The following is a 17902-nucleotide window of genomic DNA, read 5'->3' as shown; positions in this document are numbered from 1 at the left end:
GACAAGGACCGGACGATGGTCGCGCTCACGCAGACGCTCGGCCAGGGCTTCGGGTCGGGCTTCGTGCCAAAGGGGACCGGCATCGTCCTCGTTGATGGCATGACCTGGTTCGACCCTGTGCCTGGGCACCCGAACTCGATCGCACCCGGGAAGCGGGTCCTCTGGGCCGGATCGCCGACGCTCATCGTCCGCGACGACAAGCCCCTGCTCGCGGTCGGCGCACCTGGCGGCCGCAAGATCATGAGCGCGGTGCCGCAGGCGATCGTCAACGTCGTCGACTTCGGCGACGGGCCGCAGGACGCGGTGAACCGTCCGCGCGTGCACGACGAAGGCGAGGGCCTACTCGTCGACTCGCGCATCCCGGAGGAGGTCCGCGACGGACTTGCCGCGCTGGGTCACAAGGTCGAGGTGAAGGAAGAGACGCTCATGTCCGCGTGGTTCGCGCGACCGAACGCGATCCTCATCGACCCGAAGACCGGCGAGCTCCGCGGCGGCGTCGATCAGAACAAGCCCGCCGTCGCTATCGGGCTAGGCTAGGCCGCCGTGGCACGATTCATCGTCGAGGGCGGAACGCCGCTGCGCGGAGAGATCCGCCCAGCCGGCAACAAGAACGCCGCATTGCCCCTCATCGCGGCAAGCCTTCTCACCGACGAGCCCGTGACGCTCCACAACGTGCCGCGCATCCGCGACGTGCGCGGCATGGTCGACATCGTGAGCGCGCTCGGCGCGAAGGTCGAGGAGCTCGATGCGACCACGGTCCGGATCACGGCCGCCGGCCTGAAGAGCACCGAGGTGCCGCGGTCCCTTGCGGGCGAGATCCGTACCTCATTGCTCTTCGCCGGTCCGCTCCTCGCGCGCCACAAGAAGGTCAAGCTCGGGCTTCCCGGCGGTGACGTCATCGGACGGCGCCGCAATGACACGCATTTCCTCGCACTGAAGACGCTCGGTGCCGAGCTCGACGTGAGCTCCACGGGATACGGTCTTCACACCTCAGGTCTGAAGGGCGCCGAGATCCTGCTTGATGAGACATCGGTCACGGCGACCGAGAACGCGCTCATGGCCGCCGTGCTCGCGCCCGGCCGGACGGTGATCCGGAACGCAGCGAGCGAGCCGCACGTGCAGGAGCTGGGGATGGCCCTCATGCGCATGGGTGCGCGGATGGTCGGCATCGGTACGAACACGATCACGATCGACGGTGCGGAAAGACTCAAAGGCGTCGATCACACGATCTCGAGCGATCACATGGAGGTCGGCTCGCTCATCGCCGCGATCGCCATGACGCACGGGGACGCGACGATCAAGAATGCCGTACCGCAGCACATGCGCATGACGCGGCTGGTGTTCCAAAAACTGGGAGTCGAGACCGAGGTCCGTGGCGAAGACATCCACGTCGTCGCAAAGGATCGCTACATCGTCGAGCCGGACATCGGCGGAGCGATCCCCCACATAAAGCCACAGATCTGGCCGGGGTTCCCGTCGGATCTCACCAGCGTCGCGACCGCGATGGCCACGCAGGCCGAGGGGACCGTTCTCATCCACGAGTGGATGTTCGAGGCTCGCATGTTCTGGGTCGACGCTCTTGTCCGCATGGGCGCGCGTCTGGTGCTGGCCGATCCGCATCGGGTCGTGGTCGTCGGTCCGTCTCAGCTCTACGGAACGGACCTGCGCAGCCCCGACATCCGAGCGGGCATGGCGATCCTCGCTGCGACGCTGTGCGCCAGTGGCCAGAGCGTCATCAGCAACGTAGAGCAGATCGACCGCGGTTTTGAGGAGCTCGACACGCGTCTTCGGGGGCTAGGCGCGAAGATCGAACGCGCGGCGTGACGTCGTCGTTCGCGACGCACCTCGAGTGCTCGCGCGCGGGCGAGGACTTCCAGCTCGACACGCTGCAGCAGACCTGTACCAACGACGGTGGTCCGCTCCTCGTCCGCTACGACCTCGAGCGCGTCCACGAAACGATGCAGCGTGAGAGCCTCGCACGGCGGCCCGCGACCATGTGGCGCTACCGCGAGCTGCTCCCGATGGACGATCCCGCGCACGTCGTGACGCTCGGCGAGCCGATGACACCGCTGCTCGACGCGCGCCGGATAGGCGAGGAGCTCGACATCCCGAACCTGCGCGTGAAGGACGAGGGCCTGCTCCCGACCGGAACGTTCAAGGCGCGCGGAGCCGCGGTCGGCGTCACCCGCGCGCTGGAGCTCGGCGTGAGCACCATCGCTCTCCCGACAGCGGGCAACGCCGGAGCAGCCTGGGCCGCGTACGGGGCACGCGCGGGCATCCGTGTCGTGGTCGTGATGCCGGACACGACGCCGCAGACCATCGTGCGCGAGACCGCGTCGTACGGCGCCGAGGTGTATGTGGTGCCGGGCTCGATCGCGGACGCCGGCGCGGTGGTGAAGCGTGCGTGCGCGGAGCGGGGCTGGTACGACGCGTCGACGCTCAAGGAGCCGTACCGCATCGAAGGAAAGAAGACCATGGGTTTCGAGCTCGCCGAGCAGCTCGAGTGGAAGCTGCCCGACGTGATCGTCTATCCGACCGGCGGCGGCGTCGGTCTCATCGGGATGTGGAAGGGGTTCGAGGAGCTGCGCGAGATCGGCTGGATCGCCCACGACGACCAGCCGCGCTTCGTGTCGGCGCAGGCGGCCGGCTGCGCGCCGATCGTCGCGGCGTTCGAGGCCGGCGCGAGTGAGTCGCAACCGTGGCCCGATCCGCAGACCTTCGCTGCCGGTCTACGCGTGCCAAAGGCGCTCGGTGATTTCCTTGTCCTGCGCGCGCTGCGCGAGAGCGCGGGCATCGCGCGCGCAGTCACAGACGACGAGATGCGAGACATGATGCGTCTGGTCGGCACGATGGAAGGGATGCTGGTGTGCCCCGAGGGCGCGGGCGCGATCGCCGCGGCCGCGAGCCTGCGGCGCGACGGCTGGATCCACGACGACGACAACGTCGTCGTATTCAACACGGGCAGCGGGCTAAAGTACGCGGAGTCGTTGCAGGGTGAGGCTCCGCGTCGGCTCGACGCTGGTGCGCTGCCGGCCCCGTAGCGGAAGGACGTGAGCGTGCGCGCGACCTCGCGACCGATGGGCGTCCGACGCGGCATCCTCGGCGGCTCGATCCTCGTGGCCGTCGGCGCGCCGTTCCTTCTCCAGGCGCTGTCGCCCTACCTCAACCTGAACATCGCGAACGCGGGTGCCTATCTGTTCGTCGCACTGGGCGCCGCCTTCCTCGCGGCGTGGTACGTCGGCACGCGGCAGTACGTCTACATGGTCCCGGCCGCGGTGCTCATCGGATTCGGGCTCGGTCTCGTCATTCCGACCTGGCTGCCGCTACCGTCAGAGGCGGCTTCGCCGATCTTCCTCGCGTCGCTCGCGATCGCGCTCGCGATCGTGTTCATGTTCTATAGCGACCACCCTGGACTTCTCGTGCCCGCCGGGCTGCTTGCGATCGTCGCTATCGCCGACATCTTCGGTCTGCACCTGCCGCCGGAGCTGCAGCCGTTCTTCGTGCCGATCGTGCTCATCGCCGTCGGCGTGTATATGCTCGTAGAGCGCTGAACCCGAGCCTCGCGCTCGCCGGCCTAACGTGCTCCGGCGGTTCGTGCGCCTTCGGTGACTTCGCTCTTGTGGGCCGCAAACGCGCCGAGGACCTCGTCCTTCTCGCGCTTGGGGATCTTGAAGAAGTCCAGGGTGCGCCCGAGTTCCGCTGCCACTTCATCGAACTCCGCCGGCGCGATGCGCAGGTCACGGTGTGCCTCTTCAAGACCGACCGTCGTCTTACCCGGGTGGGTTGCCGTGTACTCCTGCGGTCCACCAGCGACGTTGCAGACCCACAGCGTCCGCATGAACTTGAGGCCCGGTAGGCGGCCCAGGTTCTTCGTGTGCCATTCGCGTAGGGCCGGGTTCTTCGAGGTCTTGCCGACGATCGGGTTCTGCACGACCGCGTCGCTGAAGTGGTCGACAACAGCGGCGATCGCGAAGACGCCACCAAGGCGGTCGTACAGGCTCTTCTCAGTCATCCTTTTCCCCCTTGCGAGATGCCTATTGCTAATACAGGTACGTGGCACCCGTAAGCGGAGATCACGGCTTATCTCGGGCTCGCGACGCGCTCCTCGTGCACAACTGGACGCCTCAGCGAGTCCACAGTCGTTGAGGGAGTGCGTTCCCAAGAATGCTGGTCCAGTGCGCCTGTTGGACAGAACGCCCACTCGCCTTGGTTGATCGTGATCGAGTTCGAGATGTTCTCGGCGCTGCCCCGATGCTTCGGATTCCGACAGACAAACGCGACCAATGCGGTCATCGTCCTTTTAGTTAAGACCGAATCTTTTGAGCGAGCATGACGTTTTGGTCATGCCCAACTAGACCGACTTCGCGTAGCGCTCCAGCATCATCGGCCACCCGCTGGGCGAGTCCATGCCGGCGCGGTACGCGTTCGCCTTCTCGCCGTGCCGCGAGAAGGCGCGGTGCTCCAGTGCGACGCGCGTGCCGAGCGCCTCCTCGGTGAAGCGCACCTCGACCTCGCTCGACTTGTCCGAATTCGGCTCAGGAGTCCGGTCGAACGCGATCTGCCAGCTGAACACGATCCGTCTGGGCGGCTCCCACACGAGCACGCGTCCCCAGTCGCATTCGAAGTTGTGCGGTCCGCGCTCGAAGCACGCGCCGCCGAGCCGCGGCTCGATGCCGATGTAATGGAGGACGTTCTGCGACCACGTGTACTCACGTGGCCACCAGCGGCCGAGATTCACGAATGCCGTGAATGCGCGCTCCGGTGGCACGCTGACGAACACCTCGCGCGTGAGTGCGTCGGTGGTCTCGACCTGGGCCATCCGGTCGACCTTACCTCAGGACCTAACATCACGCGAAGTGGATCTCGCCCCGGACATCCTGGCGGTCGTTGGGAACACACCGCTGGTCCGACTCTCACGCATCGGGCGAGGTCTGAAGCCGACGCTCGCTGGCAAGCTCGAGCATCTCAACCCCGGCGGCTCGATCAAAGACCGCATCGGACTGCGGATGATCGAGGATGCGGAACGGCGCGGGCTGCTGAAGCCGGGCGGGACCATCGTCGAGCCGACGAGCGGCAACACCGGCGTGGGCCTCGCGATGGCCGCCGCGATCAAGGGCTACCGCGTCATCTGCACCATGGCCGACAAGCAGAGCCAGGAGAAGCGCGATCTTCTGCGAGCGTTCGGCGCGGAGGTCGTCGTGTGCCCGACCGCGGTTCCGCCCGAGTCGCCCGAGTCCTATTACAAGGTGGCCGAGCGGCTCGCGAAGGAGACGCCGGGTGGCTTCCTGCCGAATCAGTACTACAACCCCATGAATCCCGAGGCGCACTACAACACGACGGGGCCGGAGATCTGGGAGCAGACCGACGGGAAGATCACGCATCTCGTGCTCGGCATCGGCACGGGCGGCACGGTGACGGGCGCGGGGCGCTACCTGAAGGAACGTAGCGCGAAGGTCCAGATCGTCGGCGCCGATCCGCAGGGCTCGCTCTACACCGGCGGCATCCATCCGTACAAGGTCGAAGGCATCGGCGAGGACTTCTATCCCGGCACGTTCGACAAGACGCTGGTCGACCGCTGGATGCGCGTGTCCGACCGTGACTCGTTCCTCACCGCGCGGCGCCTCACGCGCGAGGAGGGCATCCTCGTCGGCGGCTCGTCCGGCACCGCGATGTTCGCGGCGCTCGAGATCGCCAAAGAGCTCGACGAGAATGCGTTCGTGCTCGTGCTCTTCGCCGACTCCGGCCGTTCGTACCTCTCGAAGATCTACAACGATGAGTGGATGCGTCAGAACGGGTACTTAGAGCGGTACCCGGTCCAGGCGACCGTGCTCGATGTCGTGCGCGACCGGATGGGCACGCCCGGCCTGATCGTAGTGTCGAAGGGGCAGAGCGTGCGTTCCGCCATCGACACGATGCAGCGCTACGGCATCTCGCAGATCCCGGTCGTCGCCGACGGTGAGGCGGCGCTCGTGTCGGACATCGTCGGCAGCGTCCAGGAGACGACGATGCTCGACCGGGTGTTCCGTGAGCCCGCGCTCGTCGACGAGCGCGTCGAGCGCGTCATGGAGGCGCCTTTCCCGGTGGTGCAGGCGAACGAGGACATCGAGCGTCTGTACGCGGAGCTCTCGTCCGGCGCGCCGGCACTCCTCGCCGCCTCGGACGACCGGCCCGTCTCGATCATCACCAAGGCCGATCTGCTCGAATTTGTGGCGCATCAAAGGCGGCGCGCCCGCTGATCGCCCCCGGTCGTCTTCAGGGCCGAATCCATTACGAATCGCAAATTTTCGCCGCGCCGCAAGCGCTTGAACCTTCCGACGATCATGCGAAGATCTGCGGCCGTCAGAACGCCACCTCAAGCAAACGGGTTGGCCTCGGATCAAACATCAAGGGGCATGGAGATGCCGGGGGTCGATCCCACCGCCGTCGAGACGCTGCGTTCACCGGCGGGCAACGGCTATCCGCGTCTCCTGCCTGATGAGGGCAACGAACGCAGCTTGACTGGTCGCCCAGCGCGGTAAAGCGCGCGCCCTGACCCGCGCGTTCTTCGCGAGCCGCAGCCGCAGCCATTCATCCGTCATGAGTCGCAGAGCGGCCGCGAGCGATCGCACACGTCGAGGCGGAACGAACAACCCTGCGTCGCCGACGATGGCGCGCACCGGCGCGATGTCCGCGGCGATGACCGGCAGGCCGAGTGCGAGCGCCTCACCGAACACGATCCCGTACCCCTCGCGTTCGGTGGGCAGCGCGAAGACGTCCGCCTCCGCGTAGCGCCGCGCGAGCGCCCGTTCATCCAGCGCGCCGTGCACCACGACGCGGCGGCCCGGCCGGTTCGACGTCATGCGTGCGCGAACAACATCCCGGTACACGCCCGCGCCGGGGTCACCGACGAGATCGAGACGGACACCGGGCACCCGCGCCGACGCGGCCACGAGCGTGGCGATGCCCTTCGCCGGTGCCCAGTTCGCGACCGCGAGGACGCGCAGCGTGTCGTCGCGGGCTCCGCGCGGGCGGCGCGCGACGCGCGGGATCCCGTCGCATCCGGGTGGGATCACGGAGAGGCGAGAGCGAGGCACGCCCTGACGCGCGAGCGCGCGCGCGAGGTCGGGACCGACCGCGACGACGCGATCGGCGGCGCGCAGCAGAGCGCGCGTTCCGCGCGCGCGTGTGGGCATGTGCATGAGCACGATCACGCGAGAGCCGAACTCACGCCGAGCCCAGCCGATCAGAGGCGCCGCGACCGTGACGGCGATGCTGTCGATCACGATCACGCGCGGCCGATGACGCCGCATCTCGGAGCGCGCCTGTGCCGTCGACGCGACTGCCACGACACGGAGCCGGACGCCCGCGCGCCGGCACGCGCGCTCCATGCGCCGGTCGTAGAGGTTTCCGCCCGTTCGCCGCTTGACGTCGCCGCTGACGAGCAGCACCGCAGGCTCAGTCGTAGGTGAGGATCACCTGCACGGTCTCTTCGGGGCGCTGGTCCACGAGCTCGTACGCCTCCGCCGCGCGCGCGAACGGGATGCGGTGCGAGATGAGCGGGCCGAGGACGAGCTCCTCGAGCAGCGCGAGCGCGGTGTCGAGGCGCCGCTGGCGATCCCAGCGCGGCGCGAGGGCCGTATCGATCTGCGACACCTGCGAGCTGACCAGTCGCAGCCGCTGGCGATGGAAGCGGGAGCCGAGATCGAGGCTCACCGGCTTGGTGCCGTACCACGAGCACACGACGACGGATGCCTGGAACGCGGCGGCGTCGATCGCGAGCTGCAGGGCGCCTGCGTTGCCGCTCGCCTCGACGACCACATCCGCGCCGCGGCCTTTCGTGCGCGTGGCGATACGCGCCAGGGCCGCCTCGGGCGCGACCGCATCCTCAGCGCCTCCGCGCAGCGCGAGCTCGCGACGAGCAGCGATCGGCTCGACCGCGGTGACGAGCGCACCGGCTCGCTCCAGCAGCTGCGTCACGAGCAGGCCGACCACGCCCTGGCCGATCACTACGACCTCGTCGCCGAGATGCGGGTGCGCATCAAGCACGACGTTCAGCGCGGTCTCGCAGTTCGCGACGAACACGCCGAGCTCCGGAGGCAGGCGCTTTGGAAGCCGCACCGCCGACGTGGCTCGGACGACGTATTCCTGCTGATGCGGGTGATGAACGAACACGTGGTCGCCCGGCGCGAGCTCCGTCACACCCGCGCCCGTTTCGATGACGCGGCCCACGCTCGCGTACCCGAACTTGATCGGGAACGCGTAGCTGCCGGCGAGCGTTGGCAGGTCGAGCGCGAGGTCCACCGGGACCTCGCCACGGAACACGAGCATCTCCGTGCCGTGCGACAGACCCGAGGCGATGGCGTGGACGCGGATCTCGCCCGGGCCGGCATGGCCGACGATCTCGTCGCGGATCTCGACCTCACGTGCACGGGGGAACCAGACGCTCGCGGTCATCAGGCGCTCTGCCGCGCTGCCTCCCAGAGCGGTTCGCCGTAGAAGATCAGGTCCTCACCGCACGCCACGAAGCGCGAGCTCGAGAACGTGAGCGCCTCGCGCAGGTAGTCGATGTGGAGGTCGCCGACGGCGGCGATGCCCTCGCCGATGACCTTCGGCGCGATGCAAACCGTGAGACGGTCGACGAACCGGTCACGCAACGCGGAGGTGATGATCCCACGGCCACCCTCGATCAGCAGGGAGCCGATGCCGATCCCGCGCAACCGCCGCAGCAGGTCGCGCAGGTCGACGTCGCCGTTCTCGTCGGCGTGCGCGCGCAGGATCTCTGCGCCCGCCTCTTTGATCGCGCGCGCTCGCTCCCCGGACGCCAAGGGCGTGGTGGCGATGATCGTGCGCGCGGTCCGATCGACCAGGACGTTCGCTCCGATCGGAACGCGAAGCGTGCTGTCCACGATCACGCGGATCGGCGACCGGCCCTCCACGAGACGCACGGTGAGGCGCGGGTCGTCGGCGAGGACCGTCCCGATCCCGACCATGACCGCGTCGTGGGACGCGCGCAGCTCGTGCGCGAGCTGAAGCGACGACTCGCCGCTGACCCAGTGCGCGTCACCGCTCCGCGCCGCGATGCGTCCGTCGATGGTCTGGGCGTAGTGGACCGTCACCGCGGGACGCGCGTGATGCCCATTCTTGCCGGGCGCGGACGACACGAGCGGCGCCCCGTCGAGCAGGTGGCCCATCCGCGTCGCCTTGGTGCGCAGGTAGGTCAGGTTGACGGGGTTGGGAAGCGCCTCGATCGGCACGCGCTCGACGACCTCGACCCCGTGCTCCGCGAGGGCCTCGAGCTTCGCGGGGTTGTTCGTCATCACGCGCGCACGCCGCACGCCAAGCCTGCGGAGCACCTCCGCGGCCGCGGTGTAGTCGCGACCGTCGATCGGGAGGCCGAGCGCGATGTTCGCGTCGACCGTGTCGAGGCCGCCGTCCTGGAGAGCGTACGCGCGGATCTTGTCGAACAGTCCGATCCCGCGTCCTTCGTGCCGCAGATACAGGAGCACCCCGCGCTCGGCATGTCCGATCTGCTCGAGCCCGGACTCGAGCTGCTCGCCGCAGTCGCAGCGAAGGGAGCCGAGCGCCTCGCCGGTGAGGCACTCCGAATGGAGTCGCACGAGCACAGGCTTTTCGCCCGCGACGTCCCCGTGCACGAGCGCGATGACCTCGGTCGCGTCACCGAGGCGGAAGACATGGATCTGGAGCTCACCGTGCCGCGTCGGGAGCGACGCGACCGCCACGGTCTCGCGCGGACGACCGATGATCACATCTCGCGGGAAAGCAAGCGGCGCGCCACTTGTCATAGGTGCCTCCTTGAATGTGACGTCCTCCGGCGTGTAACGGTGAGCTAACAAGGACCGCTCACGTCATGGCCCGGAGGACGACCAGCAGCTCTTCAAGTTCGAACGGTTTTGCGAGATACGCACGCACACCAAGCGCCTTCGCGCGCTCCGGCAGATCGCCAGCCGCACTAAGCAGGAGGACCGGTACTTCGCCGATCCCACGTGCACGCAACGACGCAAGGATCTCATCCGCGCTACCACGCGAGAGCCGAAGGTCGAGCACGATGAGATCCGGCCGCGGGTCGAGTGCGTCCTTGAGATCGTCGCCGTCCGTGACGGCGACGGCCGAGTAGCCTTCGTTCTCGAGGATCTCCGAAAGCAGCGACGCGATATCGCTGTCGTCTTCGACGACGAGCACGCGCCGACGCCGGTCCTCCCCGTCCCTCACAGGCTCACTACACCGCATACTGAGCGCGTGCCGACGCGGAAGCGCAAGCCCGGTTTTGACACCCTCGCCATCCACGCCGGCCAAGAGCCTGAGGGGCTCACGGGCGCGGTCACCGTGCCGATCTTCCAGACGTCGACCTTCGCGCAGGTCGCGGTCGGGAAGAACAAAGGGTACGAGTACGCCCGCACCGGCAACCCCACGCGGACGGCGCTCGAGACGTGTCTCGCCGCGCTCGAGGACGGACGCTGGGCGCTCGCGTTCGGCTCGGGCATGGCCGCGACCGATGCCATCGCGCACCTCCTCAAGGCAGGCGAGCACGTCGTCATGGGCGACGACGTGTACGGCGGTACGTATCGGCTCTTCGTGCGTGTCTTCGAGCAGCTGGGCATCGCGACGACGGCAGTCGACATGCGGAATCTCGGCGGAGTGCGTAAGGCGCTGCGCAAGAACACCCGATTGGTCTGGATCGAGTCGCCGACCAACCCGATGCTCAAGGTCCTGGACATCCACGCCCTAGCCGAGATCGCGCACAAGGGAAAGGCGCTCGCGGCCGTCGACAACACCTTCGCGAGCCCGTACCTGCAGAACCCGCTCGCCCACGGCGCCGACCTGGTCCTTCACTCGACGACGAAGTACATCGGTGGGCATTCCGACGTCGTCGGCGGCGCGATCATCGGCAATGACCCTGAACTCCGGGCTCGTCTCGCGTTCCTGCAGAACGCCGTCGGCGGCGTGCCCGGACCGCTCGACGCCTGGCTCGTCCTCCGCGGCGCCAAGACGCTCGCGGTGCGCATGGAGCGTCATTCCGCGAACGGCCAGGCGATCGCGGAGTGGCTGAGCGAGCACCCCAAGGTCTCGAGCGTGAATTACCCGGGGCTGCGAGCGCACCCGCAACACGACGTCGCGAAACGGCAGATGCGAGCGTTTGGCGGGATGCTGTCGTTCGAGCTCAAGGCCGGCGAGGCCGCCGCAACGCGAATGGCCGCGCGCACGAAGATCTTCGCGCTCGCGGAGTCGCTGGGCGGCGTCGAGTCGCTGATCGAGGTACCTCTGGCGATGACCCACGGCTCCGTGCGCGGGACGAAGCTCGCGCCGCCTGCGGGGCTCGTTCGGCTGTCGGTCGGCATCGAGACCGTGCACGACCTCATCGAGGACCTGGCGGAGGCTATCGGCTAGCGGGTCAGGTCAGGCCTCGCAAAACGCGCCCGCCGATGACGCCACGGATCGACGGAAGAAGGCGGTCGTGGTCACGCCCGGCTGCACGTGCGCTTTTCCGAACCCGTGCAGACGTTGGTGCCAGCGCCCTAACACGTCGAGCTAGTTGATGACGGTCACCTCGCCGATCATCCCGTCGCCCTCGTGCTGCATACAGACGTACGGGTAGCTGCCCGCTTTGGTGAAGGTGAACGAGAAAGTCTGCCCAAATGACATCGTGCGGTCGGAGAACGTGCCGTCTCGCGCTGCGAGATCGTGCGTGGACTGACCGACGACCTTCCAGGTCACCGTCGTGCCGACCTTCACCGTGAGCTGCGAAGGGTCGAAGAAGTGATCGCCCATTTCTATCAGCGCGCCGGCCGCGCTCGGCGTCGGTGACGCGGTCGGCGTCGGCGCGGGAGTGGCGCTCGCGACGGCCGGAGCGGTCGCTGCTGCCGCCGTTGGCGCGGGCGGCGCGGCAGGGGCCGGCGTGGCCAGACACGACGCTGTGAGAAGCACGAGCGCGAGACCGAGCGGAGCGGAACGGGGGGTCACTGTCCCCATCACTGCTCTACGCGCGGGCGCCCACCCAGGATGAACTCGCCAGCCAGGCCTCGGTCTGGTCGTCGGGGATCGGCTCGGAGATGAAGTAACCCTGCGCGAGATCGCACCCCATGTCCTGGAGGACCTCGAGGGTCGCGGCGTCCTCGACGCCCTCCGCGATCACGCGGAGCTCGAGCGCGTGCGCGAGCTCGATCGTGGCGCGCACGATCGCGACGCTGGACGCCTCGGTCGTCAGTCTGCGGACGAACGAACGGTCGATCTTGCACGCCTGGATCGGGAGCCGGTGGAGGTACGCGAGCGAGGACGAGCCGGTCCCGAAGTCGTCGATCGCCAGCTGCACGCCGATATCGCGCAGGCGCTCGAGGCAGGTGAGGATCCGCTCGGGCTCGCTCATCACGCCGCTCTCTGTCACCTCGAGGTGCAGCACCCCCGGCGGCAGCCCCGCCTCCTCCACGGCCGCGCGTACGCGGTCGGGAAAGTTGGTATCCGAGAGATCGGAGACGGCCATGTTCACGGCGATCGCGATCCCGCGCGCCTGCCAACCGAGCGCCTTCTCGAGCGCGGTCCTCAGCGCCCACGACGAGAGCTGCGGCATCACGCCGGAGCGCTCCGCGAGCGGGATGAACTCGGTCGGCGATATGAGTCCGAGCCTCGGATGATTCCAGCGAGCGAGCGCCTCCATCATGCAGACGCGGTTCGTCGTGAGATCGACCACCGGCTGGTAGTGGAGATGAAGAACGCCGCGATCGAGCGCCTCGCGGAGATCCGACGCGAGGCCGAGCCTGGCCGCGCCCTCGAGGTCGCTGCCCTCTTCGTAAAGCGCGACGCCGGTGCCATGTCGCTTCGCGGCGTACATCGCGATGTCCGCGCGTCGCAGCAGCGTCAGAGGGTCATCGCCGTGCGTTGGAAACAGCGAGATCCCCACACTTGAATCGACCGGCATCCGCACGCTCTCGATGGTGAGCGGCGCATCGAGCGACGCACGCAGCGTCTTTGCCGCGGCGAACGCGCCTTCCAGGTCGGTGTCTGGCAACAGGATCGCGAACTCGTCGCCACCGAGCCGCGCCACGGTGTCGGACCCGCGCAGTCCGTCGCGCAGGCGTACCGACACCTCCTGCAGGAGGATGTCGCCGACGTGATGGCCGTACGCGTCGTTGATGTCTTTGAAGCCGTCGAGGTCCATCAGGAGCAGCGCCACGGACGACTTCGTGCGTTTCGCCCCCGCGAAGGCCTGCTCGGCGCGGTCATAAAGGAGAAGGCGGTTCGGTAGGCCAGTGAGCGCGTCGTGCATCGCGAGACGCCTGAGCTGCTGTTCGACCTGATGGCGCTCGCTGATGTCGCGGAGGAATGCGCTGAACGCCGGCCCCTCGGTCGTGCCGATCGGCGCGACGGTCAGCTCGACCGGGAACGCCAGGCCGTTCTTTCTGAGCGCCTGGAGCTCCACACGCCGACGCAGCATGGGGCCATCGCCGGTCTTCAGATAATGGGCCAGTCCCTTGCGGTGCGCGTCACGGAACTGCGGCGGAACGAGTGTGTCCGCCAGGACCTTGCCGACGATCTCGTCGTGGCGCCATCCGAACATCGCTTCGGCCTGCGCGTTCCATCGCGTGATGCGTCCCTCGGCGTCCATCACGACGTGCGCGTCGAGGGCCGCGTCGAGCATGTCGCGCAGCTGGCGGTCGGACGCGTCCGCGCGTTCCGTCGCGCGCTGCGAGGCGATGCGCATGAGCGCGGCCTCGAACACCGGAGCGACCTGGTCCGCGAAGAGCGCGAGCAGCTGGACGTCGGTCTCCTTGTAGCCGCGCGACTCGCGCGAGTAGATCGCGAGCGCTCCCACCGGCGCGTCGTGCAGCACGAGGGGCACCGCCACCCCGCTGCCCACGGCGATAGACGACGACACGCGATGTTCCCAGCGTGCGTAGTCCTCGACGATCACCGGCGCGGACGTCGAGAACGCGAGCCCGACCGCGCCTTCGCCCGTCGAGAGGTCGCCCGCGCGTCCGGTGCGGTCGGCGCGCGTGTCGGCGAGCAGCTCGAGACTCGCGCGCTCGGAGTTCCACCACCGCACTACGGCCTCGTCGCTTTCGAGCAGCTGACAGACCTGCGTCGCCGCAACGAACGCGACCTCGGTCGGCGTGTGGGCGTGCATCGCCGCGAGCGTGACCTCGCGCAGCGCCCCCAACAGGCGCCGCGGGGTGACCGCGCCGCCTCTTTGCGGCACGTCCTGGTCGCGCTGGCTGCTGCGATCCGCGGTCTGGCTCATCCCATCTCCACCCACTGGTCCGAGGGCGGAAATGGCGCGCCAGAGGGTGACTCAAGGGTAGACCTGCTGAACAGAGAGAGACCAAAGCGCGACCTGTGCGCGGCTAGATCGCCCTCATCCGATTGTTCTTCGCGTCGTGCGTGACTTCAGCGAGGCCCAGCGCCTCGAGAAGAGGCGGCAGGTACATGCCGAAGCGGCCACGCAGTCCTTTCTTCAGGCCGTACCAGCCCTTGACCGGATTCTTCGGCGAGCGTCCCCACGCCTCGACGGTGCCGTCTGCGGCCGGCTTCTGCTCGTCAGCGCTGCCGAGCGGCATCCAGTCGCCGTGCTTCTTCAGCATCGCGTGCAGATCTTCGATCGCGCTCAGGTGATAGCGGAGCTCCGTGGTCCCGACGACGCACACGATGGCCGGCGGATCGGCGTCCTCAGCGCGATACATCTGATAGTCGGACGTGCCGGGTGGCGTCTTGAGCTTCCACGGCTTCGCCTTTGTCCCGTCGCCACTCACCTTCGCCTTCGGTGTCGCCATCCCTCGTCTCCCTGATCGATGTTGGCGCGAAGATACGCTAGCCAGCGATGAACGTCGCGATCGCGTTCGGCGCGGGCATCCTCTCGTTCCTCTCGCCGTGCGTCCTGCCGCTGGTGCCCGCGTTCCTCGTGAATATGGCCGGTGAAGCCGCGCTCGCGGGCACGCAGCGCACGCGCACGGTCGCGCACGCGCTCGCCTTCGTCATCGGATTCAGTGTCGTGTTCACGCTGCTCTGGGTCGCGATCGCTCTGGTCGGCGCGCTCGCCGGCGACCTCGTCTACTGGCTGCAACGCCTCGGCGGCCTCCTGCTCATCGTGCTCGGGATGCACATGGTCGGTCTCATCACGATCCCATTTCTCATGCGCGAGCTCGATGTTCGTCTCGAGGGCAACGCCACCGGGCTGCCGCGCTCGTTCCTCATCGGCCTCGCCTTCGGCGTCGGCTTCACACCGTGCGTCGGTCCGTATCTCGCGCTCATCCTGGACCTCCTGCTCAACGAGGACCTCGCGTCCGGCGCCGTGCTGCTCCTCGCCTACGCGCTCGGGCTCGGCGTGCCGTTCCTCGTCATCGCGGCGGGCATCGGTGGCACGCGCCGCGTGACGCGTGCGCTCGCGCGCGGCATTCGCGTCCTGAATCTCGCTGGCGGCACGCTCGTGATCGTGATGGGTCTCGTGCTCGTGTCCGGTCAGTTCGCGCGACTGCCGCAGCTCTTCAACTTCCTCTAGAGACCGCGGCGCCGCCAGGCGTTGTTCCCGCGGTCGGCGCCTACCGCTGACCGCCACTTCGTCGGCGACGCACCAGGTCGAGGGCGGCGTCAGGCCAGTTCGGGTGAGTGAAGACGAAGCCACTCTCGAGCAGGCGAGCCGGAACGACCCGGCGGCTCTTCAAAATGAGCTCTGTCTCCGTTCTCATCACCACGGCGCCTATCTCGAGCATCCAACTCAGCGCGGGCAGTCCGACGCGAGCCCCGGCCGCGTTCCGCAGCGCACGCATGAAGTCCTCCTGCGGGATCGGGTTCGGAGATGAGACGTTCACGACCCCTGCGAGCGCGTCATGCGCGATGAGCCAGCTCACTGCGCGCACGAAGTCGGAGTCGTGGATCCAGGACACGTACTGCCGGCCGTCGCCGGCGCGCCCGCCGAGCCCGCGGCCGACCAGCTCCATGAGCGTCGCGAATGGGCCGCCGTCGTCGGGACTCATGATGATCGCGGAGCGGAGAGCGACCTTTCGCGTCGAGGAGGCGTCGGCCTCGTCGAGCGCCGCCTCCCACGCGCGCGCGACGTCGATGCTGAATCGCCATGTTTCCGGTGCGTTCGGCTCGGAACCACCGAGGATGCCGCTGGTCTCGTCGTTCGCCGCGTCGTACCGGTGTGCGTAGATCGTCGCCGTACTTGCCTGAAGCCAGACGCGCGGCGGCTTCTTGCTGCGCGCGATCGCGGTGCCCACCGCACGGGTCGACCGGACGCGCGAATCCAGGATCTCGGCCCGGTTCGCCGGGGTGTAGCGGCAGTTCACGCTGCGGCCAGCGAGGTTGATCACGACGTCGGCGCCGTCGATCTCCTTCGACCATTCGCCGACGGTCCTGCCGTCCCACTCGGCGACGCGCCACGCAGCGGCCCGCGGCTCCCGGCGGCTGAGCACGACCACGTCGTTGCCGCCCGACGCGAGTGCGCGTGCGAGGAGCGTTCCGACGTGGCCGGAGCCTCCCGGGATGACGATCTTCAAGCGGTGGGGAGCGCGACGATCGCGTCGACCTCGACGAGCAGCTCCTCGCGCGCGAGCCCCGCGACGACCGCGGTGCTCGCCGGCCGCAGGTCACCCAGGATCGCGCGCCGTGCCTTGACGAGCAGCGGCAGGGTCGCGCGGTATGTCTGCTCCGCCTGTGCGCGGAAGTCTCCGACACCGACGACGTCGCCCTGCGCGTCGAACGCCGTCTGGATGAACGCGAAGCCGTTCGCGACGACGACATTCGTGTACCGCGGCGAGCGGAACAGCTGAGGGGGTTCGATGAAACGCGGCCTGGGATCGGGCATCTCATGACCTCCCGCGGATCTCTCTCGCGTGTGACGCACATCAACAGAAGCCCGGTCGAACTCGACCGGGCTTCATTTTGTAGCCGCGCGTCCGAGGGCGCTGGGCAGCGGGTCAGGACCTGTGTGGGTCGGACTACGCGGTCGCGCGCATCGTCGCGCGCCCCATGAACGCCGCGTAGCGGGCCCACGCACCGACGATGAGGTGCAGGAGATCGTCCGCCGGGCTCTCGAGGTTCGAGATGCGACACCCACGACCGCGACGAGCCACTTCTGCATGACCGGGTCCATTAGGACGTACGCCGCCGCGATGGCGACGATGCCAAGGCCGATGCGCGCCACGTTCTGGCCCGCATCCAGGTAGAACCACGGCGTGTTCCGGGACACGAGGCGTCGATCTTCACCCGCCTGATCGCTGGCTACGAGGTCATCGGACGGCACGGATCACCCTTGGTCACGCGACTCTAGGGCGACTCAGGCATCGATACCGGGTTGCTCTCATGCTCCCAGAGTCGGCGCATCTCGTCCGAGCGGGTAAGCAGCTCATCGAGCGTGCCCTGATCCTCGAGGCGCCCGTCCTTTAACACGATGATCCGGTCCGCGCGGCGCAGCGCGGGCCGGCGGTGCGACACCGCGAGGATCGTCGCGGCGCGGTCGCTCGACTCGGCTCCGTCGAGGAGGCGCTCCCACAAAGTGCGTTCCGTCTCCACGTCCAGCGCGCTGGAGAGGTCGTCGACGACGAGCAGCTCGGCTCGCCGAACGAATGCGCGCGCGGCTGCCGCGCGCTGCACCTGACCACCCGAGAGCCGCACGCCGCGCGAGCCGACCAGCGTGTCGAGGCCGTTCGTGAGGCCCGCGACGTCCTGTTCCAGCACGGCGGCGCGGACCGCCGTGCCGACCGCCGCCTCGACGGCGCCGAGCCCGAGCAGGATGTTCGCCTTCAGCGAGTCGCTGAAGAGCCGCGGCACCTGTGGCACGTAGGCGCACCGCGGCGGGACGAAGAACGCCGCGGGATCGTCGACGATCTCGCCGTTCCAGCGGATCTCACCGCCGTCGCGCGGCAGCAGGCCGAGCAGAACGCGGAGCAGCGTCGTCTTGCCGGCGCCGACACGG

The 17902-nt window shown here is 68.3% G+C and carries 20 protein-coding genes; 7 read left to right on the top strand and 13 right to left on the bottom strand.

The genetic code is table 11. From position 1 onward, the window contains the following. The 4 genes from VI056_10455 to VI056_10440 form a co-directional block, all read left to right on the top strand. Positions 1-537 (top strand): gamma-glutamyltransferase (locus tag VI056_10455; protein ID HEY6203452.1); only part of this gene is annotated, 537 nt, incomplete at its 5' end. A gap of 6 nt (positions 538-543) precedes the next feature. Continuing rightward, positions 544-1824 carry a UDP-N-acetylglucosamine 1-carboxyvinyltransferase gene (gene murA / locus VI056_10450; protein ID HEY6203451.1) on the top strand — a complete coding sequence of 427 codons (1281 nt, stop codon included), beginning with the start codon at positions 544-546 and terminating at the stop codon, positions 1822-1824. Further along, positions 1821-3041 (top strand): threonine synthase, encoded by a 1221-nt coding sequence (locus VI056_10445; protein ID HEY6203450.1) that lies wholly within the window; start codon positions 1821-1823, stop codon positions 3039-3041. The genes murA and VI056_10445 overlap by 4 nt, the downstream gene beginning before the upstream one ends. 15 nt (positions 3042-3056) lie before the next feature. Further along, positions 3057-3551 (top strand): hypothetical protein, encoded by a 495-nt coding sequence (locus tag VI056_10440; protein ID HEY6203449.1) that lies wholly within the window; start codon positions 3057-3059, stop codon positions 3549-3551. A 23-nt stretch (positions 3552-3574) separates the two neighbouring features. Here VI056_10440 and VI056_10435 read toward each other — a convergent pair whose 3' ends face one another. After that, the gene (locus tag VI056_10435; GenBank protein ID HEY6203448.1) at positions 3575-4012 is read right to left on the bottom strand and encodes a group 1 truncated hemoglobin; all 438 of its coding nucleotides are present in this window, start codon (positions 4010-4012) and stop codon (positions 3575-3577) included. Positions 4013-4351: 339 nt separating this feature from the next. After that, positions 4352-4819 carry an SRPBCC family protein gene (locus tag VI056_10430; GenBank protein ID HEY6203447.1) on the bottom strand — a complete coding sequence of 156 codons (468 nt, stop codon included), beginning with the start codon at positions 4817-4819 and terminating at the stop codon, positions 4352-4354. Positions 4820-4856: 37 nt separating this feature from the next. Here VI056_10430 and VI056_10425 point away from each other — a divergent pair, with 37 nt between their 5' ends. Next, positions 4857-6236, top strand: a complete 1380-nt coding sequence (locus tag VI056_10425; protein HEY6203446.1) for a cystathionine beta-synthase — start codon at positions 4857-4859, stop codon at positions 6234-6236. A 201-nt stretch (positions 6237-6437) separates the two neighbouring features. Here VI056_10425 and VI056_10420 read toward each other — a convergent pair whose 3' ends face one another. The 4 genes from VI056_10420 to VI056_10405 are packed head-to-tail and all read right to left on the bottom strand — an operon-like array spanning position 6438 to position 10209. Next, entirely contained in the window at positions 6438-7427 is a 990-nt protein-coding gene (locus VI056_10420; GenBank protein HEY6203445.1) for a glycosyltransferase family 4 protein, read from the bottom strand. A gap of 7 nt (positions 7428-7434) precedes the next feature. Beyond that, positions 7435-8433: a zinc-binding alcohol dehydrogenase gene (locus tag VI056_10415; GenBank protein HEY6203444.1), complete on the bottom strand. Its 999-nt coding sequence runs from the start codon at positions 8431-8433 to the stop codon at positions 7435-7437. Then, a complete protein-coding gene (gene ribA, locus VI056_10410) occupies positions 8433-9782 on the bottom strand; it encodes a GTP cyclohydrolase II (protein ID HEY6203443.1) in 1350 nt (449 codons plus the stop codon). The genes VI056_10415 and ribA overlap by 1 nt, the downstream gene beginning before the upstream one ends. A 58-nt stretch (positions 9783-9840) precedes the next feature. After that, on the bottom strand, positions 9841-10209 hold the full coding sequence (locus VI056_10405) for a response regulator transcription factor (GenBank protein HEY6203442.1): 369 nt from the start codon (positions 10207-10209) through the stop codon (positions 9841-9843). A 27-nt stretch (positions 10210-10236) separates the two neighbouring features. Between VI056_10405 and VI056_10400 the strand changes: the two genes are divergently transcribed. Beyond that, a complete protein-coding gene (locus VI056_10400) occupies positions 10237-11385 on the top strand; it encodes a cystathionine gamma-synthase (GenBank protein HEY6203441.1) in 1149 nt (382 codons plus the stop codon). A gap of 141 nt (positions 11386-11526) precedes the next feature. Here the strand turns inward: VI056_10400 and VI056_10395 are convergent, their stop codons facing one another. The 3 genes from VI056_10395 to VI056_10385 form a co-directional block, all read right to left on the bottom strand. After that, complete coding sequence (locus VI056_10395) at positions 11527-11958, bottom strand: plastocyanin/azurin family copper-binding protein (GenBank protein HEY6203440.1); 432 nt, start codon at positions 11956-11958, stop codon at positions 11527-11529. Positions 11959-11974: 16 nt separating this feature from the next. Continuing rightward, a complete protein-coding gene (locus VI056_10390) occupies positions 11975-14230 on the bottom strand; it encodes an EAL domain-containing protein (GenBank protein ID HEY6203439.1) in 2256 nt (751 codons plus the stop codon). A 103-nt stretch (positions 14231-14333) separates the two neighbouring features. Next, on the bottom strand, positions 14334-14759 hold the full coding sequence (locus VI056_10385) for a hypothetical protein (GenBank protein HEY6203438.1): 426 nt from the start codon (positions 14757-14759) through the stop codon (positions 14334-14336). 47 nt (positions 14760-14806) lie between these two features. On the opposite strand from VI056_10385, the gene VI056_10380 reads away from it, so the two are divergent. Further along, the gene (locus VI056_10380) at positions 14807-15484 is read left to right on the top strand and encodes a cytochrome c biogenesis protein CcdA (GenBank protein ID HEY6203437.1); all 678 of its coding nucleotides are present in this window, start codon (positions 14807-14809) and stop codon (positions 15482-15484) included. Between the two features lie 40 nt (positions 15485-15524). Here the strand turns inward: VI056_10380 and VI056_10375 are convergent, their stop codons facing one another. The 4 genes from VI056_10375 to VI056_10360 form a co-directional block, all read right to left on the bottom strand. After that, entirely contained in the window at positions 15525-16484 is a 960-nt protein-coding gene (locus VI056_10375; GenBank protein HEY6203436.1) for a TIGR01777 family oxidoreductase, read from the bottom strand. After that, the gene (locus VI056_10370) at positions 16481-16792 is read right to left on the bottom strand and encodes a hypothetical protein (protein ID HEY6203435.1); all 312 of its coding nucleotides are present in this window, start codon (positions 16790-16792) and stop codon (positions 16481-16483) included. The genes VI056_10375 and VI056_10370 overlap by 4 nt, the downstream gene beginning before the upstream one ends. Before the next feature lie 133 nt (positions 16793-16925). Then, positions 16926-17060, bottom strand: a complete 135-nt coding sequence (locus VI056_10365) for a hypothetical protein (GenBank protein HEY6203434.1) — start codon at positions 17058-17060, stop codon at positions 16926-16928. Between the two features lie 193 nt (positions 17061-17253). Then, on the bottom strand, positions 17254-17902 hold a 649-nt coding region (locus VI056_10360; GenBank protein ID HEY6203433.1), incomplete at its 5' end, for an ABC transporter ATP-binding protein.

It is taken from the genome of Candidatus Limnocylindria bacterium (assembly GCA_036523395.1).
In the GTDB taxonomy this organism is placed as follows: domain Bacteria; phylum Chloroflexota; class Limnocylindria; order P2-11E; family P2-11E; genus CF-39.
Note: the sequence above shows the minus strand (reverse complement) of the source record. Positions and strands in the feature narration are given on the sequence as shown.

Coding starts and splice junctions, on each gene's coding strand:
- VI056_10435 (HEY6203448.1), bottom strand. CDS start 4,012: ATGACTGAGAAGAGCCTGTACGACCGCCTTGGTGGCGTCTTCGCGATC.
- VI056_10430 (HEY6203447.1), bottom strand. CDS start 4,819: ATGGCCCAGGTCGAGACCACCGACGCACTCACGCGCGAGGTGTTCGTC.
- VI056_10415 (HEY6203444.1), bottom strand. CDS start 8,433: ATGACCGCGAGCGTCTGGTTCCCCCGTGCACGTGAGGTCGAGATCCGC.
- ribA (HEY6203443.1), bottom strand. CDS start 9,782: ATGACAAGTGGCGCGCCGCTTGCTTTCCCGCGAGATGTGATCATCGGT.
- VI056_10390 (HEY6203439.1), bottom strand. CDS start 14,230: ATGAGCCAGACCGCGGATCGCAGCAGCCAGCGCGACCAGGACGTGCCG.
- VI056_10385 (HEY6203438.1), bottom strand. CDS start 14,759: ATGGCGACACCGAAGGCGAAGGTGAGTGGCGACGGGACAAAGGCGAAG.
- VI056_10380 (HEY6203437.1), top strand. CDS start 14,807: ATGAACGTCGCGATCGCGTTCGGCGCGGGCATCCTCTCGTTCCTCTCG.
- VI056_10370 (HEY6203435.1), bottom strand. CDS start 16,792: ATGCCCGATCCCAGGCCGCGTTTCATCGAACCCCCTCAGCTGTTCCGC.